Annotated in this window: 19 protein-coding genes and 4 pseudogenes; 10 read left to right on the top strand and 13 right to left on the bottom strand. The window is 57.6% G+C overall.

Annotated features, from left to right (window positions below):
- Nucleotides 1–158: 158 nt before the first annotated feature.
- Both HBN63_RS03880 and HBN63_RS03875 read right to left on the bottom strand, forming a co-directional pair.
- Nucleotides 159–1064, bottom strand: a complete 906-nt coding sequence (locus HBN63_RS03880; RefSeq protein ID WP_345940467.1) for a cation diffusion facilitator family transporter — start codon at nt 1062–1064, stop codon at nt 159–161.
- A 97-nt stretch (nt 1065–1161) separates the two neighbouring features.
- Nucleotides 1162–1581, bottom strand: coding sequence for a polyribonucleotide nucleotidyltransferase (locus tag HBN63_RS03875; protein ID WP_090249184.1), 420 nt, complete (start codon nt 1579–1581; stop codon nt 1162–1164).
- A gap of 166 nt (nt 1582–1747) precedes the next feature.
- On the opposite strand from HBN63_RS03875, the gene hrpB reads away from it, so the two are divergent.
- Genes hrpB through HBN63_RS03855 form a run of 4 tightly spaced genes read left to right on the top strand, consistent with a single transcriptional unit; the run spans nt 1748 to nt 9809 of the window.
- Nucleotides 1748–4294 (top strand): ATP-dependent helicase HrpB, encoded by a 2547-nt coding sequence (gene hrpB, locus HBN63_RS03870; RefSeq protein WP_170048455.1) that lies wholly within the window; start codon nt 1748–1750, stop codon nt 4292–4294.
- Nucleotides 4295–4352: 58 nt separating this feature from the next.
- A complete protein-coding gene (locus HBN63_RS03865; RefSeq protein WP_170048454.1) occupies nt 4353–5828 on the top strand; it encodes a site-specific integrase in 1476 nt (491 codons plus the stop codon).
- Nucleotides 5821–7737, top strand: coding sequence for a hypothetical protein (locus HBN63_RS03860; protein ID WP_170048453.1), 1917 nt, complete (start codon nt 5821–5823; stop codon nt 7735–7737). The genes HBN63_RS03865 and HBN63_RS03860 overlap by 8 nt, the downstream gene beginning before the upstream one ends.
- A complete protein-coding gene (locus HBN63_RS03855; protein WP_178093072.1) occupies nt 7734–9809 on the top strand; it encodes an integrase in 2076 nt (691 codons plus the stop codon). Before HBN63_RS03860 ends, HBN63_RS03855 begins: the two co-directional genes overlap by 4 nt.
- On the opposite strand, the gene HBN63_RS03850 is transcribed toward HBN63_RS03855, so the two are convergent.
- On the bottom strand, nt 9775–10803 hold the full coding sequence (locus HBN63_RS03850; protein ID WP_038661402.1) for an IS30 family transposase: 1029 nt from the start codon (nt 10801–10803) through the stop codon (nt 9775–9777). The two genes, HBN63_RS03855 and HBN63_RS03850, sit on opposite strands and share 35 nt — an antisense overlap.
- Nucleotides 10804–10900: 97 nt before the next feature.
- On the opposite strand from HBN63_RS03850, the gene HBN63_RS03845 reads away from it, so the two are divergent.
- Entirely contained in the window at nt 10901–11329 is a 429-nt protein-coding gene (locus HBN63_RS03845; RefSeq protein ID WP_170048452.1) for a hypothetical protein, read from the top strand.
- 223 nt (nt 11330–11552) lie between these two features.
- Here the strand turns inward: HBN63_RS03845 and HBN63_RS03840 are convergent, their stop codons facing one another.
- Together HBN63_RS03840 and HBN63_RS03835 are read right to left on the bottom strand one after the other, a co-directional pair.
- A complete protein-coding gene (locus HBN63_RS03840; RefSeq protein ID WP_170048451.1) occupies nt 11553–12533 on the bottom strand; it encodes an IS5-like element ISPre1 family transposase in 981 nt (326 codons plus the stop codon).
- Nucleotides 12534–12725: 192 nt separating this feature from the next.
- Entirely contained in the window at nt 12726–12953 is a 228-nt protein-coding gene (locus tag HBN63_RS03835; RefSeq protein WP_170048450.1) for a helix-turn-helix transcriptional regulator, read from the bottom strand.
- Between the two features lie 102 nt (nt 12954–13055).
- On the opposite strand from HBN63_RS03835, the gene HBN63_RS03830 reads away from it, so the two are divergent.
- Together HBN63_RS03830 and HBN63_RS03825 are read left to right on the top strand one after the other, a co-directional pair.
- Nucleotides 13056–13646 (top strand): hypothetical protein, encoded by a 591-nt coding sequence (locus HBN63_RS03830; RefSeq protein WP_170048449.1) that lies wholly within the window; start codon nt 13056–13058, stop codon nt 13644–13646.
- Nucleotides 13643–14557: pseudogene (locus HBN63_RS03825) on the top strand (DEAD/DEAH box helicase family protein); the annotation flags it as partial. The gene HBN63_RS03830 and the pseudogene HBN63_RS03825, both read left to right, overlap by 4 nt.
- On the opposite strand, the gene HBN63_RS21815 reads toward HBN63_RS03825, so the two are convergent.
- Nucleotides 14488–15138, bottom strand: coding sequence for an SNF2-related protein (locus tag HBN63_RS21815; RefSeq protein WP_345940468.1), 651 nt, complete (start codon nt 15136–15138; stop codon nt 14488–14490). The pseudogene HBN63_RS03825 and the gene HBN63_RS21815 sit on opposite strands and share 70 nt — an antisense overlap.
- 27 nt (nt 15139–15165) lie before the next feature.
- Nucleotides 15166–15393, bottom strand: a pseudogene (locus HBN63_RS21810) (phospholipase D-like domain-containing protein); the annotation flags it as partial.
- A gap of 13 nt (nt 15394–15406) precedes the next feature.
- Here HBN63_RS21810 and gstA point away from each other — a divergent pair.
- On the top strand, nt 15407–16015 hold the full coding sequence (gene gstA, locus HBN63_RS03815; protein ID WP_170048448.1) for a glutathione transferase GstA: 609 nt from the start codon (nt 15407–15409) through the stop codon (nt 16013–16015).
- Between the two features lie 67 nt (nt 16016–16082).
- On the opposite strand, the gene HBN63_RS03810 is transcribed toward gstA, so the two are convergent.
- Entirely contained in the window at nt 16083–16865 is a 783-nt protein-coding gene (locus HBN63_RS03810; RefSeq protein WP_170048447.1) for a TorF family putative porin, read from the bottom strand.
- Between the two features lie 288 nt (nt 16866–17153).
- Here HBN63_RS03810 and HBN63_RS03805 point away from each other — a divergent pair, with 288 nt between their 5' ends.
- Nucleotides 17154–17960, top strand: a complete 807-nt coding sequence (locus HBN63_RS03805; RefSeq protein WP_170048446.1) for a hypothetical protein — start codon at nt 17154–17156, stop codon at nt 17958–17960.
- 25 nt (nt 17961–17985) lie between these two features.
- On the opposite strand, the gene HBN63_RS03800 is transcribed toward HBN63_RS03805, so the two are convergent.
- The 4 genes and pseudogenes from HBN63_RS03800 to HBN63_RS03785 all read right to left on the bottom strand — a co-directional run bounded on the left by HBN63_RS03800 (nt 17986) and on the right by HBN63_RS03785 (nt 23221).
- Nucleotides 17986–18897, bottom strand: a complete 912-nt coding sequence (locus tag HBN63_RS03800) for a response regulator (RefSeq protein ID WP_170048445.1) — start codon at nt 18895–18897, stop codon at nt 17986–17988.
- Between the two features lies 1 nt (nt 18898).
- Nucleotides 18899–20203 (bottom strand): ATP-binding protein, encoded by a 1305-nt coding sequence (locus HBN63_RS03795; protein ID WP_262498870.1) that lies wholly within the window; start codon nt 20201–20203, stop codon nt 18899–18901.
- A 284-nt stretch (nt 20204–20487) separates the two neighbouring features.
- Nucleotides 20488–22668, bottom strand: coding sequence for a Tn3 family transposase (locus HBN63_RS03790; RefSeq protein WP_170048444.1), 2181 nt, complete (start codon nt 22666–22668; stop codon nt 20488–20490).
- Nucleotides 22669–22671: 3 nt separating this feature from the next.
- Nucleotides 22672–23221, bottom strand: a pseudogene (locus HBN63_RS03785) (recombinase family protein).
- Here HBN63_RS03785 and HBN63_RS03780 point away from each other — a divergent pair.
- Nucleotides 23219–23422: pseudogene (locus tag HBN63_RS03780) on the top strand (type II toxin-antitoxin system RelE/ParE family toxin); the annotation flags it as partial. The pseudogenes HBN63_RS03785 and HBN63_RS03780 sit on opposite strands and share 3 nt — an antisense overlap.
- Nucleotides 23423–24136: 714 nt before the next feature.
- On the opposite strand, the gene HBN63_RS03775 reads toward HBN63_RS03780, so the two are convergent.
- A complete protein-coding gene (locus HBN63_RS03775; protein WP_170048443.1) occupies nt 24137–24883 on the bottom strand; it encodes a transporter substrate-binding domain-containing protein in 747 nt (248 codons plus the stop codon).
- Nucleotides 24884–24931: the final 48 nt, after the last annotated feature.

The raw sequence follows: 24931 nt of genomic DNA, 5'->3' as shown, positions 1-24931 counted from the left end.
CGAAGAAAAGGCGTTACCATCGCCACAATGACGGACACGCAAAAAAGGGGAAGGCCTGCAGGCCTTCCCCTTTTTTGTGTCTGCCATCTTTGGCGGACACCCTGCGGGCCGTCGCTGCGCGACGTCAAAAATTGCTCCAGGCAATTTTTTGTTGCGCGCTAGTGGTCTGCGGGGGCAGGCGTGTGCTTTACCACGCTGCTCGGGTCGGCATGCACCAGTACCTCGGCGCGGGGGAATTCGCTGCGGATCGCCGCTTCAACCTGATCGCACAGGCCGTGGGCATGCTGCAGGCTCAACTCGCCCGGCAGCTCAACATGCAACTGGACGAACCAGTGGGTGCCGGAGAGGCGCGTGCGCAAGTCATGTACGCCCAGCACGCCGGGCACGGCGCAGGCCAGGCTGTGCATCTGCGCGCTGATCTGCGGGTCGAGCTCCTGGTCCATCAGCACGGTGGCCGCTTCGCGGACGATGCTGATGGCGCTCCAGAAGATATACAGCGCAATGCCGATGCCGAAGATGGCGTCCAGTTGCGGCCAGCCGTAACTGGCCAGCAGCAGTGCCAGGAGGATGCTGCTGTTGAGCAGCAGGTCCGAACGGTAGTGCAGCGAGTCGGCGCGAATCGCCGTGGAGCCGGTCAGCTTGACCACATGGCTCTGGAATAACAGTAGGGCGATGGTCACCGCCAGCGACAGCAGCATCACCACAATGCCCAAGGCCGGTGCGCCAAGCGGTTCGGGATTGAGCAGGCGGTCGATGGCGTGGCTACCCACCAGCAACGCGCTGGCGCCGATAAATAACGCCTGACCCAAGCCTGCCAGGGCTTCGGCCTTGCCGTGACCATAGCGGTGATCCTCATCCGCCGGGCGCAGCGCGTAATGTACGGCGATCAAGTTGAGCAGCGAGGCCGCGCCATCGAGCAGCGAGTCAGTCAGTCCCGCTAGCAGGCTGACCGAGCCGCTGAGCCACCAGGCAATGGCTTTGGCCAGTGCCAGCGTAAGTGCCGCCGCCAGTGCGGCGAAGGTCGCCAGGCGCATCAGGCGGGCGTGTTGCGGCTGTATGTTCACGGGTTATCCAGAGTGGGGACGTTCTGCCAAGGCTAGCGCTAAATAACAAAAGCCCGTCGTAAAACGGGCTTTCAGTATGAGCTTGCTGGTGCCGGGCTTAGGCTGCTGGGCGCAGGCCATAGGCTGCCAGTTGCTCCGCACTGCCGCTGTGCTGAATCAGACGCGGGTCATCAAGCGGCAGGCTGTGGCCCGTTTGCACTTCGATCAGTGCCTTGAGCTTGATCGGATCGACCTTGCCGTCAGCATCCACCACATTCTGCAGGTCTTGCGGGTCAACTTGCGAGGTCAGGCCGCCCGGTAGGTAGATCGCGCCGGTGGCGAAGTCGATACCAAAGGCGATCAGTCCTGGGATCACATAGAACAGGATGCCGATAGCGTTAAGCCCAGCCACCATGGGGTCGATGCGGCCTTCGATCTGGCCGCGGCGATCCGGGAAGAACAGGGTGCCGCAGGCGGTCAGTTGGGTGAGCAACGCGGCGACGATAAGGCCACCGATAACGCGGGTTTGGGTGCGCATTGAACATCTCCATGGAAAAAGTGGCGCAACTATACCAATGCCTGTATTGCAATGCCGCTGCGTCAGGCGCTGCCAGCGCTATTTCGCGCAGCCATACCTAACGCTCAGACAGCGCCAATGCTCTACAGGTTCGCCGTTATAATCCCGCGCCTTGAATGGAGCCCGCATGAATTCCCTGCCAATCGATGTGCTGCTGCCTGAGCTGTGTCAGGCCCTTGCCCTGCGTGACGAAGCGGTGCTGGAAGCGCCGCCCGGTGCCGGCAAGACCACCCGCGTGCCGCTGGCGCTGCTGACCCAGCCCTGGCTGGCCGGGCAGACCATCATCATGCTTGAGCCTCGGCGGCTGGCGGCGCGCGCTGCGGCGGAGCGCCTGGCCAGTGAGCTGGGTGAGGCGGTGGGGGAAACCGTCGGCTATCGCATCCGCCTGGACAGCAAGGTCGGCCCACGCACCCGTATCGAAGTGGTCACTGAAGGCATTTTGGCGCGGCGGCTGCAGGATGATCCGGCGCTGGAAGGTGTCGGCCTGGTGATCTTCGATGAGTTTCATGAGCGCAGTCTGGATGCGGACCTGGCGCTGGCGCTGTGCCTGAATGGCCGAACCATGTTTCGTGGTGCGGACTCCGGCGAACTGCCGCTGAAGGTGCTGCTGATGTCGGCAACCCTTGAGGGTGAGCGGTTGGCGGGCCTGCTCGGCGATGCGCCGGTGCTGCGCAGCGAAGGGCGGATGTTCCCTGTGGATATCCGCTGGGGCGCGCCCTGGCAGGCGGGCGAGTGGGTCGAGCCGAAAGTGCTGCAGACCATCCTGCAGGCGCTGGCCGATGAACCGGGCAGCCTGCTGGTGTTTCTACCGGGGCAGGCGGAGATTCGCCGGGTCAATGAACAACTGGCAGAGTCCCTGGCCGGGCGTCGCGACATTCTGCTCTGCCCGCTGCATGGCGAACTGGATCTTAGCGCCCAGCGCGCTGCCATCGAGCCTTCACCACTTGGCCTGCGCAAGGTGGTGCTGGCGACCAACATCGCCGAAACCAGTTTGACCATCGATGGCGTGCGGGTGGTGATTGATGCCGGTCTGGCGCGGGTACCGCGCTTTGACCCGAACAGCGGCATGACCCGCCTGGACACCCAGCGTATTTCCCGCGCCTCGGCCACTCAGCGCAGCGGGCGGGCTGGGCGCTTGCAACCGGGCGTCTGTTATCGGCTGTGGTCGCAGGCGCAGCATGAGCAATTGGCTGCATACGGCACGGCGGAGATGCTCCAGGCCGACCTCGCCGGCCTGGCCTTGCAACTGGTGCGCTGGGGCGTGCAGCCGACCGAGCTGGTCTGGCTTGATCCGCCGCCTGCAGCCGCCTATGCCCAGGCTCTGGAGCTATTGAAGCGGCTGGGCGCGGTGGATGCTCAAGGCAAATTGATCGCTCACGGTCAGGCCATGGCTGAACTGCCGACTCATCCGCGTATCGCCCATCTACTGCTGCGTGGTCAGGAATTGGGTTTGGGTGCCCTCGCTTGCGATCTGGCGGCCTTGCTTGGCGAGCGCGACATTCTGCGTGGTGCGGGAGCCGATCTGCACAGCCGCCTGGCTTTGCTGGCGGGTGAGTCGCGGGCCGCTCGTGGCGCCCAGCGGAACGCCGCCCGAGGTGGGGTGCAGCGCGCCCGGCAACTGGCCCGGCAGTTTCAGGGGTACCTCAAGCGCCGGCCCAGCCCGCAGGCAGTCAGCGATCCCGAGCATCCGCGCTGGCTGGGCGCGTTGCTGGCGTTTGCCTACCCGGATCGCATCGTTCAGCAGCGGCGTGACGGCGGCGCGGAATACCGTTTGGCCAACGGCCGGGCGGCGCTGTTTGCCGAGGTCGATGGCTTGATGAAACACAGCTGGCTGGTGGTAGCGGACCTGGGCAGCCGCCAGGGGCAGCGTGAAGAGCGCATCTACCTGGCCGCTGAGCTGGATCCAAAGCTATTCGAGGGGGTGCTGGCTGAGCAGGTCTGCAACCTGGACGTGCTGGATTGGGATGAACGCGAAGGCGCCCTGCGCGCCGAACGCCAGCGCAAGGTCGGTGAGCTGGTGTTGTCGCGTGAGCCGCTGACCGGGCTTGATGCGCAACAGCGCAGTCGCGCCATGCTCGGCCTTGTGCGGCGCAAGGGCCTGGCGCTGCTGCCCTGGACGCCGGAGTTACGCCAGTGGCAGGCGCGAGTGGCGTTGCTGCGCACGCTGGATCTGGCCAGCAAGGGCACCAGCGAATGGCCGGATGTCAGTGATGCCACCTTGCTGGCGACGTTGGAGAGTTGGCTGCAGCCCTATCTGGATAACGTCACCCGGCTCAGTCACTTCGCCAATCTGGATTTGCCCAGCCTGTTGCTGAATCTGCTGCCCTGGCCGCTGCCGCAGCGTCTGGATGAGTTGGCGCCACGCAGCGTGCAGGTGCCGTCTGGTTCGCGCATCAGCCTGGATTACAGCGAGCAGCCGCCGGTGTTGGCGGTGCGTTTACAGGAGCTGTTCGGTCTGGCCGATACGCCACGCATTGCCGGTGGCCGCCAGGTGGTCAAGTTGCACCTGCTGTCGCCGGCGAGGCGGCCCGTGCAGGTGACTCAGGACTTGGCCAACTTCTGGCGCAGCACCTATGCCGAGGTGAAGAAAGACCTCAAGGGCAGGTACCCGAAACTATTCCATAAGCTTGACCCGTGGGTCGAATCTCTTAACAAGAGCAAGATTGACAGATAGCGCTTGTTTTCTAACACATAACATTTAGGATTGACTAATTCTACTGAGGGTTAGTCGATTGTCTTACTCCAACCCGCGTCACGAAGGCCGCTTGCTACTCATCCCTCATTTGCGGGATGCCTTCGCCAGACTGCATGTCAGTGAAGCACCTCGTGGCTCGATTGAGTCGGCGCTTGAAGGGGCTGAATCCAACCAGCTTTATAAGGTTGATGAAATCGGCGCATCAAACGGCTCCGGCGATCTTTATTATTATCCATTCTTGTTTCATAAGAGCGGCGAGCCGTGGTTTGAAGCTAATTCATACCTGCGTGGATTGGTCGAAGATAAGTCTTTAACCAATAGACCTACTGATGAGGTTCGTCGCCGGGCCAGCAAGCTACTGGACTATTTGATCTTCTGCGAGAACGAGGGTCTTGATTGGCTGGATTTCTCAGGACGGCGCCCTGCGCTGCGACCCACATATAAGTATTTTTCCAATTTGATCAATAACGGCAAGCGTAGTGCCGCTGTCATTAATCAATATACGGGAGTTGTATACGACTTCTACAAGTTCGTAAGTGCCAACTGGCACGATATTGATATACGGCGAGTCGATACGGTAAAAGAAGTAAAGTTTCTTCTCAAGAGCTCATACGGGGCGGTCAAAGTAGTTGCGGCTGAGAAACGCAGCCAAACCAAGCCGAAGGCTCCGAGCAGTTCGGTTTCCATAGGCTATGTGCGTGAGGATGGCGAAGACCTGCGACCACTCTCGAATAACGAGCTAGCCGAGTTTATGGGGATGCTCAAAGGCAAAGAGTGGTCGGCCTTGGAGCGCCTTATTTTGCTCACGGCATTGATGACCGGGGCGCGTAAGCAGACTGTTCTGACAATGCGACTGAAAAATCTTAAAAACTTTACGTCGTATAAGTTGCAGGGCGACGGTACTTATCTTGTGCATGCCGGCCCTGGTACAGGCATGGATACAAAGAAAGATCGAAGTCAGCGGTTGCATGTACCAAAGCAGCTTGCCGAGGAATTACTGGTGCTGGCAAACAGTCCGATGATGAAGAGGCGGCGAGTAAAGTTGCGTGAGCAACTTGCAAAAAAATACCCTGGCCTGTCCATGAGTGAAGACGATATGTACGTGTTTCTCTCTGACCAAGGCGGCTGCTACTACATGGCGAAAGACGACCCTCGTTACCCGGTCGTCAAGTCCCGTCCTACGGGGCAGGTTACGGACACGATTAAGCGCAAGCTCCTACAGAAAGCATCTGATAAATTCCCAAAGGATTATTCGTATCACTGGTTACGGGCCACATTTGCATTCCAGCTATATCAGCGTTTGAAAGAACTTATTAAAGCAGGTGTTATGCAGCCGGGCGATGATATTGATTTCATCAGGGAGCGCATGCATCACGCTTCTAGGGAAATGACCGAGCATTATTTGCAGTTATTCAAGATGCTGCCTCAAAAGATGGTCGTGCAAGAGTTTTATGAGGCCATGCTGAATTTTGGTTGCTACGATGACCTGAAGCTGGAAGCGAAAGATGAATAACCAAGAGCAAATGGTTTACCGCGACACGAATGTAATTACGGTCGATCAGATACATCAGGATTTTTTACACCCGGAGCGTCTGCGTTTGCAGTTAAGTGATGCAAGGGTTATGAAGGCGCCTCTTGACGTCGGTTCGTTGGCTTATTTCAAACGCGGTAAAAATAAAAACAGCTCTGAAGTTCGCGGTATCCCAGTTGTCGAGTCGTCATTAGTTGAAAGTCGGCGCAAATTAGTTGTAAGTATACTCGATTCATTTTTGAAGCTGCGTAATACTACGATTATGCTTAGGTTTAGACTGTCTGAAAGTGTTATCACTTGGCTAAACTGCAATGGATATGTCGACGTATTTAGTGATGCCGTTCAAGCGTCTAAAGCGTTTGCAGGCTACTCCGATTACTTAAATGGCGCGATAATCGAGCAAAGTTTTTCTCCAAGGCATGCAAGCTCGCTGCAAATGGTTTTGCGGAATTTTATTGAGTGGCAGTTTCCTGATGACTATCAATATGTCCTTAGTAGCGCGGTTTTTATTTCGCCTGCAAGAAAAACCATCAGGCCACCGAGGCAGTCTGACGTTCAGATGTATAAAGATGCTTGTCTCGCGATAGCTCGCCGTTATAGCGAGTTTGTTATGAATAATGAGCGTTATCCGTGCGTGGTGAAGATTAGGGATTACGAGATTGTAAAATTTCCCTCGACTAACGGGTTGTTTAGCCCGTTTAAGGTTGGTGCCAATTGTTACAGTGCAGTTAATAGGCGAGTATCAACAGTTGATGAGTATTCTGTATTTTCTGAAAATAGAAAAAAGAGCACTCAGCAAATAATATATGATCTTGATAAGGTTCAGGCTAATTTTGATGCTGCCAACAAGGATAGCCGAGCTTATGATCGAATGCAGATAGCTACCCTTGCGGCAAAAGCTTATGCAGCTCTTTTTATTCTTATTACTGGTGCGTCTCCGACTGAGATTGAACAATTTGAATATGAGGGCGCGTTACAGGTAGGTATCTCACCTCTAAAAAAAGAGTTAGCAGCGCTGAAGTTTCGGGCTGGCGGTAAGGAGGTGAAGTATGTTGTTGGCCGTAAAGAAGGGCGTCAATTGCTCGAGGAGTATTTGAGTTTTCGTGAGTGGGTTCTGAATGGCCAGTATTGTGGAAAGCTTTTTTTTACCATCAAGTACGTTCGTCGTGAGTGGGTTTTTTATGAGTTAAATGCAAATTCTGCCATGAATAATCTTTATTCTCTTATGTCTGGTGTTTATGTTGACGCTAAATATCCTAACATAACATCCCGTAAGGTTCGAAAACATAAAAGTAGTGTAGAGCACTCGGCTCGCTTTGCTCCAGTCGAGGTCGCGGCCTCGCTCAACCATACTGAGGTGGTTAATCAGTTGTCTTACAGTGAGGCGACTATCGAGCAGCAAGAAAGTGAACTTGCCACGTATTGGGCGGCTGTGCGTCACGCCGCGAAAATGGTGCAAGAGCGTAGTGAAAATGCGCCACAAACATCGGTCTCGACCGCAGCCGGGCATTGCGAAGTTTTCAATGCGCCGAGGCCTGTAAGCGGTGGTGGCGCTGTAGTGATTGAGCCAAACTGTCGGACGCAGTACGGCTGTCTGTATTGCACGCATTATGTTTGTCATTCAGATGAAGAAGATGTGCACAAGCTGTTGAGTCTTCAATATGTCATTAGTGCCGTTCGCGATGGGTCGAGTGATTATAGTCATGCCGAGGCATTGTATAAGGATTTGTCGATAAGAATAGAGTTCATCTTAGAGGCCATCGCTGGTCGTTCGGAGGCTGTAAGTAAAATGGTCGAGGAGTTAAAAGCTAAGGTGTTTGAGCTTGGTATATTGACATCGTTTTGGGAGAATCGCTTGCAGCGCTATGAGCAGATGGGGGTGGTATTTTGAGCCTTGCTTCGATAGGAAGTTTGTATACGCCTAAAAATAAAGATTCGGCTGTTGCGCCTGATGCTGCTCCACATTTCGGGGGCTTTTCTGCTAACCCGGATTTTGTGTTGTGCCGGAATAAGGATGGAAATCCGACTGCTGTTTATAAAGATGACGTATGGGATTTTAATCCATACAGGCTCAGCGCCAAAAAAATCAATAGAATCAATTTCGATAAGGCTTTTGATTCGATTGGTGCGGAACAAAAAGCCCTGATCAATGAAGCGAAGTATGTATTGTATTGCCTGATTTATTTTGGAGGTGGCGGGCGTTTAGGTAGGCTTAGTGCAAGTAGTTTGTCTAATTATTGGTTCGTTATTCGCGCGGTTTTAAATTTTTGTTATCGGCAGAAAGAAAATACACTCGTTGGGGTTTTATCCCTGCGGCAAGTTTTCACAAGTCCTATTTATTTGGCTGCATTTGTTAGTGAGTATAAAGACAATCGCATGGTGGTAAGATTGTTTTCTAGTATTCTTGGTGGGCTAGTTATTGTTGGTGAAAATCGTTTAGGTTATCGCGTAGTTAACACTGATGATTATAAAAATATGGGGCGCGGGTATCATCAGCATCCGGTAATACCTACTCGAATCTATTTGGAGTTGATAAACAAATTATCCGACCTGCTTACTCAGATGTATGTTGGCGTTGACCGATTTGATTCGTTTATAGAGAAGTTTGAGGATAAGTATTACGGTATGCTCCTTCGTAATCAGCAATGCATGGGGTTGGGCGGAAAAGCGTACTACAGGCCGGATATGGTTAATGCGCTTGAGCTTCATCGGTTGGATAATGTTTTTGTTGGTGAATTCATTTGCAACCGTAAGCGCGATTTTAGTAATAGCGTTCTCAAGATGCAGTATGTTTTAAAACAGGTTATCCACTTGTATACGGGGATGCGCGATCAAGAGGTTATGCGTATGCCTTATGATTGTCTCTCTGATGAGGTATATATAAAAGAATCTGTTGATGATGCTGGCGTAGTTCGAGACAGCGCAAAATCTGTAAGCATTATTTCTACTACAACAAAGTTTTCAGGTTACAGGCAGTCAGAAGCTTGGTTCGCGCCAAACGAAGTCGTTAGGGCCGTTAAGATAGCTCAAGCGATTTGTAGAGGGCTTGCAAAATTATATAAAATTAACACTGACTTAAATTGTCCGCTATTTCTCAATCCGTCTATCCTGAGGCAGAAAAAAACTGAGGTTGGTGTGGGTGCCTTGGCGGCTTCATATACAAAAATTGCTGCTATCGACGCGCTTGTGATTGAGCCTTCAGACCTTGTTGAATTGTCTCAGACAGACACTGCACGTGATTTTTACAATGAACCGAAGTTTGCAGTTGGTCAGTCTTGGCCGCTGTCAAGTCATCAGTTTCGCCGATCGTTTGCATTCTATGCTAGCAACAGTGGCTTCGTATCGCTGCCTAGCCTGAAATCTCAATACAAGCACTTGACCATTGAAATGGCTCGGTATTATAGCAACGGATTTGAAAATCTCAGGACAATATTCGGTTACTACGATGCAAAGAGGAAAGAGTACGTGCTACCTGCCTCGCACGTTGCCTTAGAGTTTCAGATGGGTATGCCAATGGCGGTGGCTAACCAACTGCTCTCTGATGTGTTATTTAAGGACGATCCGTTGTTTGGTGGCACCGGTTCTTATATGGAGAAGCAGAAGGCTCGACTAATTGATGGTGAGGTCTGTATTGAGGAAGTTCGCGCTGAAACTATAACCCGTGTTAAGCGTGGTGATATTAAATATCGTCCCACGCTGCTGGGTGGTTGTACCAAAGTTGGTCGATGTGATGCTTTTTTGCTTGGCGACTATACCGAGTGCCTATCCTGTGAAGGTTCAATAATAAAATCGGAAAAATTGAGTGATGCAATAGAGTCTGCAACTGCGGAGTTGGCGAGTTATGTGGAGGACTCGGGAGAGTATCAAATTACAAAGGCTGACCTTGAGCGATTATTGAGGGCGGTTGCAGGGGCTGAGTGCAACACGGTTATTGAATTGAAGCAGGCGCATCATGCCGCATAGCCATGGCTTCCTGCATCACTTTGCCCATAACTTCAATTGGGCATTTGAAGTCGAAGCGCTTACGTGGGCGCATGTTCAGTTGCAGTGCGATGGCATCCAGTTCTTCCTGGCTGTGTACCGACAGGTCTGTGCCTTTGGGCAGGTACTGGCGGATCAAGCCATTGATGTTTTCGTTGCTGCCGCGCTGCCAAGGGCTGTGCGGGTCGCAGAAGTAAATGGCCACCCCGGTCTGCTGAGTGATTTCAGCATGCCGCGCCATTTCTCGGCCCTGGTCGTAGGTCATGCTCTTGCGCATCGCCAGCGGCATGCCATTGAGCGCTGCACTGAAGCCTTCCATCGCCGAGGTCGCCGTCGCGTCGTTCATCTTCACCAGCATCAGGTAGCCACTGGTGCGCTCCACCAGCGTACCTACAGACGAGGCGTTGGCCTTGCCCTTGATCAGGTCGCCTTCCCAATGCCCTGGCATCAGCCGGTCTTCGATCTCCGGCGGACGTACATGAATACTGACCATCTCAGGGATCTGACCGCGCCGATCCACACCGCCAGAGCGCGGCCTGCGCGTCGTCTTGCTTTGGCGCAGGCAGATGATCAGCTCCTTGCGCAGTTCACCGACCGGCAGGGCATAGATCGCGTTATAGATCGTCTCACGACAGACGTAGGCCTCTCTGAGGCTGGGAATGTTCATGCTGCGCAGCTTGCCGGCAATCTGCTCGGGAGACAAACGCTCACGCAGCATATGAACCACCAGCTCAAAGCGCTCGCTACCCGGCAACAGCTTTCGCATCGGTCGACACACCTGGCGGCGGGCTTGCATCTGCTGTTGGGCTACACGGGCCGAGTAGCCACCACAGGCATCTCGATTGCGGCGCAGCTCCCGGCTGATGGTCGAAGGGGATCGGTTGATCAAGCAGGCAATCCCACGCAGGCTGAAACCTTGGGCATGACCGATTTGAATGGTGGCGCGCTCTTCAACGCTGAGTTCGGTATAAGACATGGGGGCAGCACCGTACCGGAAAGGTCAGGTGTTGCACTCAGTTTTTGCCGCCGCCGAGCTTTAAGGCTCGCCTGATTGATACAGTAGGACTTTTATGATGAGTTCTAGTAAGAATATGAGTGGCGGTATCCTTGCATGTGAGAATGCATTACAACGTCTTCTAGAAGGTAAGCCTGTCTTGTCAGTGCATGTAGGCTTGGATGTGTCGAAAATTACCGCCAGCATTGTTAGCCTTGAGGCAGGATTTGATCGCGGTTACCTCAAAAAATCCCGCAGAGCACATTTGCCGATACTTGCAAAAATCGAATCTGTTCGTGCAGAGGCAGGTAAGGGTTCTAACTCGTCAAGCGCAAAAAAAGTTCAACGATTAGAAGATAAGGTTTTGCTCTTGGAAAAAGAGCTTGCAATGGTCCGTACGCAGCGCGACCGAGTGCTTACGCAAAATCTCCAGTTATGGGAGCGTGTGAGGGAGTTAGAGTTAGCTGAGCGTCAGAACAAGACGCGCCAGGTTCGGCTGCACCATTGATTGCGGTTTACCAGGCGCGCCAAGTACCAGCTATGGCTGTGCGAAGTGAGCTGCGACTAAGGCCTTGACCCAGCTAGGGATCCTCTGAAGTAGCCATGCATTTCTGGCTGACTTCAGCCTCCGCTGATTTTAAAAGCGGCAAATCGATCAAGAACGCTCAGATCACCCGCTCATTTCTGTGTTTTCAGCCGCCACGAGCACCTCGCGGCAGCCATTTCCCTCATTACAGGCGCACCTCTCCTGCATTCGTCAGTAAATGTCGGCGTGCCATCCACAGATTCGACAGCGCGAACAGTGTCACCAGTTGCGCGGTGTTCTTCGCCAGACCCCGGAAGCGCGTCTTCACATAACCGAACTGGCGCTTGATCACCCGGAACGGGTGCTCGACCTTGGCGCGAACCTGCGCCTTGGCCTTCTCGATCTTGCGCTTGGCTTTGTACAACACGCTGCGTTTATCGAGTTTCTTGTAGGTGCTGCGGCGGGCAGCGATCTGCCAGATCACCTCCCGGCCTTCATGTTCTGGGCGTTTCTCTACGCCGGTGTAACCCGCGTCGGCACCGACCATGTTTTCCTCGCCGTGCAACAACTTGTCGACCTGGGTAACGTCTGCAACATTGGCAGCCGTGCCGACCACGCTGTGCACTAGACCCGATTCGTCATCGACGCCGATGTGGGCCTTCATGCCGAAGTAATACTGGTTTCCCTTCTTGGTCTGGTGCATTTCCGGGTCACGCTTGCCGTCCTTGTTCTTGGTCGAACTCGGTGCATTGATCAGCGTGGCATCGACGATGGTGCCTTGGCGCAACGACAAGCCTCGGTCACCCAGGTAGCCATTAATGACGGCCAGGATGCCGGTAGCCAGTTCGTGTTTCTCCAGCAGCCGGCGGAAGTTGAGGATGGTGGTTTCGTCGGGAATGCGCTCCAGACTCAACCCGGCAAACTGGCGCAGGATGGTCGTCTCGTACAACGCCTCCTCCATCGCCGGATCGCTGTAACCGAACCAGTTCTGCATCAGATGCACGCGTAGCATCGCCATCAACGGGTACGCCGGACGACCGCCTTCCCCCTTCGGGTAGTGCGGCTCGATCAAGGCAATCAAACCCTTCCACGGCACCACCCGATCCATCTCGATCAGGAACAACTCCTTGCGGGTCTGCTTGCGTTTGCCGGCGTACTCGGCGTCGGCGAAGGTCATCTGCTTCATCGGAAAACTCGGCGGGTGGAATCCGGGTATTTTGCCAAAATCAGGAAGTCTTCTTCAGAGTTTCCCTAGCTAGGTTAGCGGTAGCATGACGCGCGCGCCTCAGAATAAGCGGCTGTGAGAGCACTTGTGCGCTGAACGATATCTCCTGCGGCAAAGTGAGCAATGAAGACCGGCTGTAATTCCTCACAAGGATCACCGTTGCAGCTCTGACACCTGAGGCAGTAGGCCGGATGGGTCGCATGCAAGCACGCCTGCGATGCGATATAGCTTCTCGACGGTAATATTTACTTCGCCACGCTCGATCCGCCCCACATAGCTGCGGTCGATACTGCACGCCAGCGCGAGTGCATCCTGAGAAACTCGGCAGATCTTTCTCTGCGCCCGGATGCGTTCCCCTAACGCTTTAGCCAAATTATCCATGACCGTCTCAATTCCACTTGAGGCGGCACTATCGTGCGTTTGCGGATGCACAGGCCACGGACTATAATCCGCATTTTTCGCAGTTACTCTTCTGGTGCCTCAATGAAATCGGCCTCGTTCACCTTTGACAGGCATTTGCACGAGCTGCTTCAGGAGGAAGGGCGCACAAAGTTTACGATCCGTGAACTTCGCGATGCCTATGCCAAAAAACTGGATGGCATGAATTTCCGTCTCACCGATGTACGTCGTTATGTGTATGAGCAAATCCGCCGAATGCTGCGCATGGGCTGGGTTGTGCTCGATGAAGAGCGCCTTTCGCGGAGTCAGGTCTACCACCTGCAGCCGATTCTGATAGATCTGCAACTGGAGCTGATCGACAACGGTTTTGAGAACAGCCTCAAGACTATCGAGGCTCCAAAGCAGGCACCTGTAGCAACAGAATTACAGGCTTTGCCGCTTAAATCTTCAGCCAATACGGATCAGCAGTTGGAAGCTCTTCACAAGGAAATCCGCCTGGACTTCCTGTCTTCGATGGGCGAGGCGGAGCGCTACAAGCTACTTCTGGACGAGATGCCGCATCTGCGGGACAGGCTTGAAGGCGACTACCTGGAGGCCAGAGATCGTAGTTCGCGTCTACATGGACATCTTCGCGCCATCGAAAAGACCCTCAAGACGATTGCCGCTGCACAATGAGCGGAACACTAAGAGACTGGCAAAACGGCTGCATCAACAAAGCGTTGGAGCACTTTAACGCGACGCCGCATTTCTTCTGCCAAGCAACGCCGGGGGCCGGGAAAACACGCATGGCTGCGGAACTGGCTAGCCGACTGCTTGAGCAAGACAGAATCGACTTGGTGATGTGCTTTGCACCGTCCTGCCAGGTCGTTGAGGGCTTCCGTTCGACCTTTGCTGAGGTGCTAGGCCGGCGTCTCGACGGCCAGATAGGTGCTGTGGGTGCGGCCTATACCTATCAGGCCATGGAATACCGAGATGAGGGATTTTGGCAGCTTCTTGATGACTACCGGGTGCTTGTGGTCTTCGATGAAATCCACCATTGCGCCGGCCATGATCCATTGCTTAGTAATGCTTGGGGTCAGCAGATACTGCATCGGGTACAAGATCGTGCTGCCTTCACGCTGGCGTTGTCTGGCACGCCCTGGCGTTCGGACGACAAGGCCATCGCCTTGGCTCGCTACTCTTCGCCCGAGGGGTATCTGATCTGCGACTACCGTTATGGCCTTAAAGAGGCCGTTACTGATGGTGTGTGCCGATCACCACGCATCGTGTTACTCGACAATCAGAAGGTGAAGCTCACTGAGGAACTGGGCGCTGACAGCTCTGTGAGGCTGTTTCCTAGCATTGCCAAGCTTTTGGGGGAGTCACCTGTCACCTACGAAGAACTGCTGCGCCATGACGAGGTAATCGACCAGCTTCTCGACCTTGGCTGCAACAAGCTCAATGAGCTTCGCCAAATCAAGCCGGATGCAGCCGGTTTGGTCGTTGCCACCGACATCGAGCACGCCCAGCAAATTGCTCAAGCCTTGGACGCCAGGGGGGAGGGCTGCCGCATCGTAACCAACAAAACACCGGATGCGCAGCAGGTATGGGCCTCGTCGAGAATGACTAGCCCAAAGCCGCCGCGGAGCCCGAGTAGGTATTCCTTTTCTAACGAGTCGCGCAACATCAGGCCCGTAGAAATGATGCCGATCCTAAGTGGACAGCTTGCAACATTGTCGGGACCCTCGGCAGAGATCGATCGCCCTTGCTCATCAAGCCAAGTTTTCTGCTGTGTCTGCCATCGCGCACAGGGGATACCCAGCTTGTCCATCATCTCGGTCTGCCACTGCTCGCAGAGGGTTGCCGGCGCAAAGATGATGACGGGTTTACTGCGGCCTTTCTGCTCTGCCAAGAGGCTTAACGCCAAAGCCGCCGTGCCCATGGCAAGGGTCTTTCCCAAGCCGACCTCATCAGCCAGCAGCAAACGCACAACGCCATATTCTTGGTAATGCTTCAGGCACTCGGTGACGAACCCCTGTTGCCAGGCCTGCAGCGAGAACCCTTCGCGATACAGTGGCGACTCGATCAAGGCGGCAGGGGCAATTTGCTCGGGTTCTACTACCTCGTCGATTGATACCTCATGGCGATGGCTGCGCCGAGTAATTTCTCGGCACACCGCATCCGGCAAAGGCTTCGCGGCATTCCACAGGTACTCGAACTCTGCCTCAATCCAGGCGACACCTTCTGGGGAGTCGTCGGACCAGAGTATTTCGTAGTGCTTTTGCCAGCCACTGCTGGTCTCGTTCATTGAGCCAATAAAGCCGAGCTTGCGGCCATCGGCCAAATCAATCACACCTGCTTTGCCGTGTAAAAAACCACAAGCACTATCAGGGGCAACCCGTATGACCTGCCCACGCTTTTCTAAAAACGATGCTAACTGCTGATAGCGCTCTCGGTTGAAGCTCTACTACACGCCGGGTGCCTGCTCGCTGGCGGCGCACATCGTCCTCTGCGAACTGGGCCTGCCCCACGAACTGGTCAGGGTGGATCTGAACACCCACACCACCGCGGGCGGCGGGGATTTCTACGCAATCAACCCCAAGGGCTACGTGCCGGCCCTGGAGCTGGAGTACGACCAGGTGCTCACCGAGGACGCGGTGCTCCTGCAGTACCTGGCCGAGCTCAAGGGTGACGTCAGCCTGCTGCCGCCGGCCGGCAGCATGGAGCGCTGGCGCGTGCTGGAGTGGCTCAACTTCATCAGCAGCGAACTGCACAAGGGACTCGGCGCATTGTTCAATCCGGCGATTACTCCGGAGTGGAAGCAGGCGGTGCTGGAGCGGGTGAGCCAGCGTCTGGACCTGGTCAACCAGGCGCTGAAGGGGAATGCCTTCCTCTGCGGCCGGCATTTCACCATTGCCGACGCCTATCTGTTCACCATCGTCAACTGGACCGGCTTCATGCACATCGACCTGGCGCCCTGGCCGGAGCTGGCTGCCTACCAGCTGCGGATGGCGGAGCGCCCGGCGGTGCAGCAGGCGATGCGCGCGGAGGGCCTGCTGAAGTAGCGGGTTGTGCCGAAAATGAAAAGGGGCGCCATCTGGCGCCCCTTTTGCTGTCGGCCCGAGGAGGGGCTTACAGGCTCTTCGACACCGATACCACGAAGTTGGCGTCGCAGTAGTCGGACTTGCCACCGGCAGCGAAGCCTTTGCACTCGCTGTCGCTGAGGCTGGTGTCGGTGTAGGTCATGCCGAAGTCCAGGCCGGCGTAGGTCTTGGTCAGGCCGATGGACCAGTCGTTGTAGGAGTCTTCCTTACCAACGCCGGCGCTGTTGAGGAAGATGTTGTCCTTGAAGTCGTAGTTGCCGTACTGCAGGGCCAGGCCGATCTCGTAGGGCAGGGTGTAGTCGTAGCCGATGTAGGTGTAGAGGGTGGTGTTGTCGTCGGCGAGGCCATTGCTACCGAACATGGCGAAGTCGTCGGAGTAGGCGGCGCCGACCTTGAAACCATAGGCGGTCAGGCTGCCGTAGTACTCGCTGTAGTTGGCGGCGGTGGCGCCCGGGTAGTCGTACTTGATCCAGCCCAGGTCGTAGGAAATGTCGTCGGTGATGTTGTTGGTGAAGCCGAGGTAGTAGTCGAATTCGACGTTGGCGTCGTTGCCGTCGGCCGCTACGAAGTCGACGTTGGATGCCCAGGTGCCGACGTACAGACCGCTATCGTGGGCCACGTCCAGGCCGCCCTGGATGGCGCCTTTGCCTTGGGTTTGCGACACGCCTCGGTAGATGTAGTCCGTGGTCAGGGCGGCGTTCATGCTGACGTCGAAGTCACCGATCGGGCTCTTCACGGTTTCGGCGGCGGCGAAGCTGCTGACGGTCACTGCGCTGGCGGCGGAGATGGCGAGGGTCAGTTTCTTGAGCATGGTCATTTGTCCCTATGGTCCGACGAGGAGTTGGCATCCTCGACTTTATTAGTGTGGTGTTGAGTCTGAGTGGAGCTGATTTGCCTCATGCACACGGCTTGCCAACTTTATAAATTGCTTTAAATACAATGACTTACGATTGATATTGGCGGCGTGGCAGGTTGTTCGGGTTTTGGCCAGGCGCCGTTGTGCACCATCGGCGGGCACGCTTTGGCCCAGTTTGGTGGCGTGGAAAAGCTGGCGTGTCCCTTGCAAAGAGAGGTGGTTTTCCTGTCTGGAGTGAGATGGATGCGTACGTTGTTGATGCTCGGATCGAGCCTGCTGGCCGGTGCTGTACAGGCCGCGGAACTGCATGTGGCCGCCGGCCAGGAGCGGCTGATCGACGAGCCGCGCCTGCAACTGGAGCGCCTGGTGCTCGAAGATGGTGCAACCCTGCGCCTGGCACCGGGGCTGCCGCGTTTCGAGCTGCGTGCGGAGCAGGCGTGGATCGGCCGCGACGTGCGCCTGCTGGCGCGCGGCAGCGATGCGTCAGCAGGGCGAGCGGGCGCTGCCGGTAGCGCGGGCAAGTCCTGCGCGAATGGCGAGGCCGGTCAGCCGGGCGAGGCCGGTGGGGCCGGCGCTGCCGGGACCGACCTGCAGATCACGCTCGGCCTGCGCAGCTTCGGTTCGCTGCTGCTGGATACCCGCGGCGGCGCCGGCTCGGCTGGCGGCAGCGGGGGCGACGGCGGCGACGGGGGCGCGGCGGATCGCTGCGCGGGAGGTGCCGGTGGCACCGGTGGTCGGGGCGGCGAGGGCGGTGCCGGCGGGCGCGGTGGCACGGTGGCGCTGCGCTACTGGAGCCTGAGCGAGGCCGGTTATATCCCGGTCAGCAACCACGGCCCGGGCGTGCAGATCCTGACCGCCGGTGGCCTGGGAGCCGCTGGCGGCCGTGGTGGCAAGGGCGGGATTGCCGGTGCCGGAGAGTTCAGCACCCGTGGCAACGGCATCAAGGTCTATCGCAATGGCGGCGCGCCGGGCGAGGCCGGCCTGACCGGCGCGCCGGGGAGCAGCGGCGAGACGGGACGCTTCCTGGTGCAGCCGCAGGCGCGGCCCTGACCGAGCGGCGCCGGCGCAGCGCTGCTCAGGCGATCAGCCGTTCGCGCAGACGGCCGAGCATGCCCATCAGGCTACCGACCTTGTCGCGCTCGCGTTCCTCTTTCGGGGCTTCGGCCAGGCGCGCCACCACATGGGTCGGCTGGGTGCGCCAGGCCTGGGCCTGACGGGCGGCCGCGCTCAGGCTCTTCTCGAACAGGGCCGGGCGGATCGGTTTGGGCAGGTAGCGGAAGATCTGCGCCTCGTTGATCAGCCTGAGCAGCGCCTGGGTGTCTTGGAACGGCGTGACCACCAGGCTGAGCAGGCGCGGATGGGCCTGGGCCAGGGTCTTGAGCAGCGGCGCGGTGTCTTCGCCGGCGAGCTTGAGGTCGCTGATCAGCAGGTCGACCGCTTCCGTGTTCAGCTGCAGCAGGGCTTCGGGCAGGTTGCGGGCGTGCAGCAGGCGATGGCCGCCGGCATGGCAGAAACTGCCGACCGCTGCCAGGGTTTCCGCATGGTCGTCGAGCAGCAGTACGGTCAGCGCGGTGGTCGGCTGCGCACTGTCGGTCATCGCCACGGGGACCTGGCTGGCGGCGATTCCCGCCGCCTGGCGCAGGGTGTTGGTCATCTCCTGCTGATCCCACGGTTTGGTCAGGTAGCGGAAGATGCCGCCGCTGTTCAGCGCATCGACCGCGGCGTCGAGGTCGGAGTAGCCGGTGAGCAGGATGCGCAGGGTGTGCGGGGCGATCTCGCTGGCCTGGGCGAGAAACTCCGCGCCGCTCATCTGCGGCATGCGCTGGTCGCTGACGATGATCTGCACCGACTCGCTCTTCAGGCGTTCCAGCGCGCGGCGCGGGTCGCTTTCGGTGAGTACGTCGTACTGGCGGCGGAACTGCATGGCCAGGCTGCGCAGGATGCGCTCTTCGTCGTCGACGAAGAGGATCCGGGTGGGGGCGGTCATATCAGGCACTCTCCTGCAGGTTGGGCGCTTGCGCGCGCGGCAGCCGGATCAGGAAGCGTGTGCCTCGCCCCGGCTCGGAGGCGACGCGAATCGTGCCGCCGTGGTCCTGGATGATCTTGAAGCTGATGGACAGGCCGAGGCCGGTGCCCTGGCCGACCGGCTTGGTGGTGAAGAAGGGATCGAAGATCTTCGCCAGCACCTCGGGCGGCATGCCCTTGCCGGAGTCCTGCACGGAAATGAACACGGCGTCGTCGTCGGCCCAGGTCTTCACCAGGATCTGGCCGAAGCGCTCCATGGCCTGGGCGGCGTTGGTCAGCAGGTTGAGCAGCACCTGGTTGATCTGCGACGGCGCGCAGGGAATGCGCGGCAGATCGCCGAGTTGCGCGGTGACCTCGGCCTTGTCCTTGATGTTGTTGCGGGCGATCACCAGGGCGCTGCGTACGCAGTCGTTGAGGTCGATGTCCTCGCTCATGGCGCGGTCGAGGCGGGCGAAGTTCTTCAGGCCGACCACCAGTTCGCCGATCTGCTCGAGGCCGTAGAGGGTGTCGCTGAACAGCTGCTGGAGGTCTTCCTTGAGCAGCTCCGGCGCCGCCTGTTCGCGGGCATCCAGGGCCTCGCCGAGGGCGGCGGCCAGGCGCGGCTCGTCGCATTCCGGGTCATGCAGGCAGTCGAGCAGGGTGCCGTGGGTGTCGGCGAGCTGCAGCAGCGGCTGCTTCAGCTCGCGCAGCAGCTGCACGTTGTTCTTCACGTAGCCCAGCGGGGTGTTCAGCTCGTGGGCGACGCCGGCGACCATCTGGCCCAGCGAGGCCATCTTCTCCGACTGCACCAGCTGGGCCTGGGATTCCTTGAGGTCGACCAGCGCCCGGCGCAGCACGGCGTTGCGCTGGGCGACGCGCTTTTCCATGGCCTTGAGCAGGTCGAGCACCGTGCCTAGGCCCTGGTAGCGGCCCTCGCCGTCGACCAGGATGAAGTCCTCGGTGATCGGGTAGGTCAGCTGCGAGGTGACCTGCTGGGCCGCCTCTTCCAGGCGGGTGTCCAGGCAGACCACCAGGGGCGCGTCGTTCATCACGCTGTGGGCCGGCTTTTGCCCGTGCAGGTCGCGGCCGAAGCGCAGCATGAAGATGTTCTGCAGGGCATAGCGGCTGATCAGGCCCCGCGGGCGACCGTCGGCGTCGACCACGGCCAGGGACAGGAAGGCCTTGCATTCGGGGGTCAGCAGGCGGTCGGCGACATCCGAGATGCTCATGTCGGGGGCCAGCGGCGCTGCGGACAGCAGCAGCGGTGCCAGAGCGCTAGTGGTGGTCATCAACGACTCTCAATGTGTTGATCGAGTGGTCGCCATTGAAGCAGTGCAAGGTTGCGATGGTGTTACCAGTGGTTTTGCGCAGCGCGGCACACTCTCGTGGGGCCCGGCTTGCGCCTGCTGGCGTGCGGCGATCTGTCGGTGGCCGGTCGGGAATGGTGCAGGGGCGGCGAATAAGCTCCCCGTCCGAGCGCTGCATCGGCGAAAATGCCGGCGAATTTTCTTGGCTCCCACAGGACCTCTCCATGAAAGAAGGGGAGCCGAGAGAATTCGGAAAAAATCGTACGCTAAGGCTTTCCGAGCTGTCGTAACGGCCTGAATTTCCCTTCCTCCAGCTTGCGGCTCTGCCGCCAGACGTAATCGCCGGTCAGGTTAATGTGCTCCCAGCCCAGCGGCGACAGATATTGATACATATCGGTATTCACCGGCTTTCCGGCGTCAGTCAGCCCTTGGGTTGCCCGCTCCAGGTAGACGGTGTTCCACAGCACGATAGCGGCGGTCACCAAGTTCAGTCCGCTGGCCCTATAGCGCTGCTGTTCGAAGCTGCGATCCCTGATTTCACCAAGGCGGTTGAAGAACACCGCCCTGGCCAGGGCATTGCGCGCCTCGCCCTTGTTCAATCCAGCGTGCACGCGACGACGCAACTCGACACTTTGCAGCCAGTCGAGGATAAACAGCGTGCGCTCGATCCGGCCCAGCTCCCGCAGGGCCACGGCCAGGCCGTTCTGACGTGGATAGCTGCCCAGCTTGCGCAGCATCAACGAGGCAGTGACGGTGCCCTGTTTGATCGACGCGGCCAGACGCAGAATCTCGTCCCAGTGAGCGCGGACGTGCTTAATGTTCGCGTCGGGGAGTTCATTGTCCTTGGCCAGCTTGGCGACGGTCGCCAGTTGCTGCTCTAGCAGCTGCAAGCGCTCCTCTAGGTACTGGTCGCTGTTGGGATTGGTCGCCAATGGCAGCGCCTGTTCCTTCTTGAGCGCGGCAAACTTCGCGGGCGGCAGCAGGTAATCTTCAAAGTCACGAAACTGCCGTGAGCCCTTGACCCAAATGTCGCCGGAACGCAGCGCGTTTTTCAGTTCAGACAAGGCGCAGATTTCGTAAAAACGCCGGTCAATGCCTTCCGGCGTGATCACCAGCGGTTTCCAGCGCGGCTTGATGAACGCAGTTGGTGCGTCCGATGGCACCTTGCGCAGGTTGTCTGCGTTCATCTCGCGCAGCTGCTGGATGGCATCCAGCACACGTTGAGCTGCCGGTGCGGCCCGGAGTTGAAGCACCTCCAGAAAGGCTGGAGTGTAGCGGCGCAGAGTATTGAAGTTTTCGCTGACCAGGTGCAAATGGTCGAAGGTTTCGGGACGGGCCAGTAGCTCGGCGTCGGTCACACTCTGGGCGAATTCGTCCCAGGGGATGACCGCCTCGATGGCGGCGAACGGATCGCCACCGGTAGTTTTGGCCTCCAGCAAGGCCTGACCTATCTTCGAGTACAAGCGAACCTTGTCGTTGATCGCCTTGCCCTGTTTCTGAAATTGCTGCTGATGCTTGTTCTTGGCGCTGCTGAACAGCTTGACTAGGATGCGGTCGTGTAGATCCACCAGTTCATCGGTCACTGTCGCGGTGCTTTCCAGCACCACGGCAACCAAGGTGGCGTAGCGCCGTTCGTTCTCGAACTTGCCAAGATCCTGCGGCGTCATCTGCCCACCTTCGCGGGCAAGCTTGAGCAAGCGGTTCTGGTGGATATGCCGGTCGAGCCCTTCGGGCAGGGCCACCAGTTGAAAAATCTTCAGCCGCTCGATGTGCTCCATCATGTGCCGCGAATTCGGTTTCAACGGTGACTGCCGTAGCCAGGTCAACCAGGTACTATTGCTGCCTGTCTTGATGGTCAGCAGTTCGTCGAGTTTGTTGCGATGCTGCTGGCTTAGCGGCTCGATCAAAGCACGGTAGATCCTCCGGTTCGCTCGCGCCACTGCTTCGGAGCAGGCCCGGTCGATCACCGTCAGGGTCGGCAAAATCCGCCGTTGCTGACGCAGACTCTCCAGAGCCTGCCCAGCCAGTAACAAACCTTTGTCGGTCTGCTGGGCCAGGTTGGTCAGCTCACGTACCAGGGCGCGAAAGTCTGACAGCCCGAACGGCAACAAGCCCAGGTAGGTTCGCAACTCCTGGGCATGTTCACGGCGGGTGACATCGCGCTCACCGTACTTCGCCCAGCTTTCGGGCGCAGCCTGAACCTGTCGTGCCACCCACTCAATGACCGGATCTGGCAGCACGCTGTCGCTGGACAGCGCGTAACCGGGGTAGCGCAGCAGGCAGAGTTGCACGGCAAAGCCGAGACGATTGGCATCACCCCGTCGCTGACGGATCAGCGACAGGTCGGACTCGTTGAAGGTGTAATAGCGGATCAGATCGTCCTGGCTTTCCGGCAGCGCAAGCAAAGTCTCGCGCTCAGAAGCCGAGAGTATCGAGCGACGGGGCATGTATCAGTCATCCGTGCGTAGGTACTGGTAAAGGGTTTCCCTACTTATACCGAACTCACGGGCTAGCTGGGCCTTTGGTTCACCGACAGCGGCCCGTTGCCGGACTGCGACAGTCTGTTCGTCGGACAGGGCTTTTTTACGAGCCCGGTAACCGCCGCGTTGCTTGGCCTGGGCGATTCGCTCGCGAATGAGCGCTCGCTCGAACTCGGCGAAGGCTCCCATGACCGACAGCATCAGGTTGGCCATCGGCGAATCACCTCCCGTGAATACCAGCCCTTCCTTCTAAAACTCGATACGCACGCCGCGCTTGGTCATTTTTTTGCACCAGGCGGCGCAGGTCATCCAGGTTGCGGGCCAAGTGATCCATGCTGTGTACCACGACCGTATCACCTTCACGGACGAAGCCAAGCATGGCCTCCGGTTACGGACGCTGGGTATCCTTGGCAGAGGCCTTGTCGGTGAACAGTTTGTTCACCTCGTTTTGTTTCAGCTGACATTTCGGGTTCTGTTCGTAGCTGTTGACCCGGACATAGCCGATACGTTGCCCCTGCAAGGGGCCTCCCTAGGCTATGTAGATGAACTTACAGCAGCACCTACCACGCTGCTGACCAATCCGCGCATTGGCGAACGACTAGAAGAGTTCGAACCAAGGGATGTACGCCGAATTCAGATCGGCCAATACGAGATGCGTTACGAGATAGTGGATTCCACTATCTACCTGCTGCGCCTGTGGCACACCCGCGAAGACCGATAGGTTTTGGCTGGGCCAGGAACGGAACACATCAAACTGGCGAGCCTATGACTGATCGGAAAACCTTAGCGTACGATTTTTTCCGAATTCTGTAGGCTCCCCAATAAGCACCGACAGCGTATTGGTCGCGGTCGGCAAGCTACAGAAGCAGATCACTTGGCCACCGCGATTGGCAACAAGCATGCCACGCTGGTCAGCAGCACGAACATCAAAACTATCAACGGCGCTAGCGTGCTCGGGGCCGGCAATCTGGTAGTCGGTGGCGGCTCAGGCATGGCTAGTCATGATGGTGAGCATTCCCTTGCGATGAGGTTGCGGGGGGGGATTAACAGGGAAATGGGTACGTGCGTCACCCTTTCAAGGGGAGCTGAAGAAAAGATCTGGGCATGGCGGGCGCTCAGGGACGCAGGTTCAAAGTCTGTTTGATTGCATTCGGGAATAGTGGGCCGAATGTTCAGTGTCAAACATTTTCTGCTGTAAGACCTGGCGCGCTCTGGTACACCTGTCAAACCTTCTCTTGATTGGCGTCAGTTTTTGTCAATCAATGGGGTTGAGTTTGACGGTCAATAGGAAATCGCCGAAATAGCATCACAGATAGGGATTACGGGCGGTTTAGCAGTGTCAATGCAGGGAACGTAAGGTGATAGCAAGCACTACTGGCCGGATGATCCGCTGATCGCCGAGCCCACCGCGCGGGCCAAACCGCGTAAGTAGGCCTCAGGGCAGACGCAGGTCTTCGCCGGCCACCTGAAGCTCGGCATAGGCACGATCCAGCGCATCGCGCAGGGCTTCGGCGCCGGGGGCTTTATTGGACACAATCAGCTTCAGCGGGATGCGCTGCAGCTCCACATACGGCAGCTCGGACATGCCCAGGCGTTTGCGTGCCTGCTCCACCGGGGTTTGGTAATCGAGAAGGAAGTCGCCGCGGCGGCGCTGGAGCATTTCCAATGCGGCGGTGTGGGTGCCGGTGCGGTGTTGCTCTACGGCCAGTTGCGGGTCGTTGAGCATTTCGTTGACCGTCTGCCAGTAGGTGTAACCACTGATCATGATCACGCCGCGACCCTTGAGGTCGTCAGGCAGGCGCGGCATCAGGGTGTCCCGGCGGAAATACAGGTTGAGCACGATCTCGCCCAACAGGGTTTGGGTTTCCAGGGTGTGCTCGCGCAATTCCAGTTTGCCCGGTGCGCCCGGCCAGACCTGTACGCTGCCATCCTGAATAGCGTTGTACAGCCGTGCGCTGGGGTAGGAACGCAGTGTGGTGCGATAGCCCGCATGTTCCAGCAGGCGTTTGCTCAACTGCAATATGGCGCCTTTGGCACGCCCTTGGCTGTCCGTGTAGGAATAAGGTGGAAACTCGTAATACCCCACGTGCACCAATGGTCGCGAATCATCGGCGGCAGAAGCGGCGAGGCTGGCGCTGCAGTGCAAGGCTACAGCCAGCGCGAGGCAGAGAAATCGTGGCATCAAATGGGTACGTACTGCGGCTATCTGCCGTCTTTTCGTTATAAAAAT

Origin of the sequence: Pseudomonas sp. WS 5011 (assembly GCF_012985775.1) — a bacterium.
Lineage (GTDB): Bacteria > Pseudomonadota > Gammaproteobacteria > Pseudomonadales > Pseudomonadaceae > Aquipseudomonas > Aquipseudomonas peli.
This window is presented reverse-complemented; position numbering and strand designations above follow the sequence as displayed.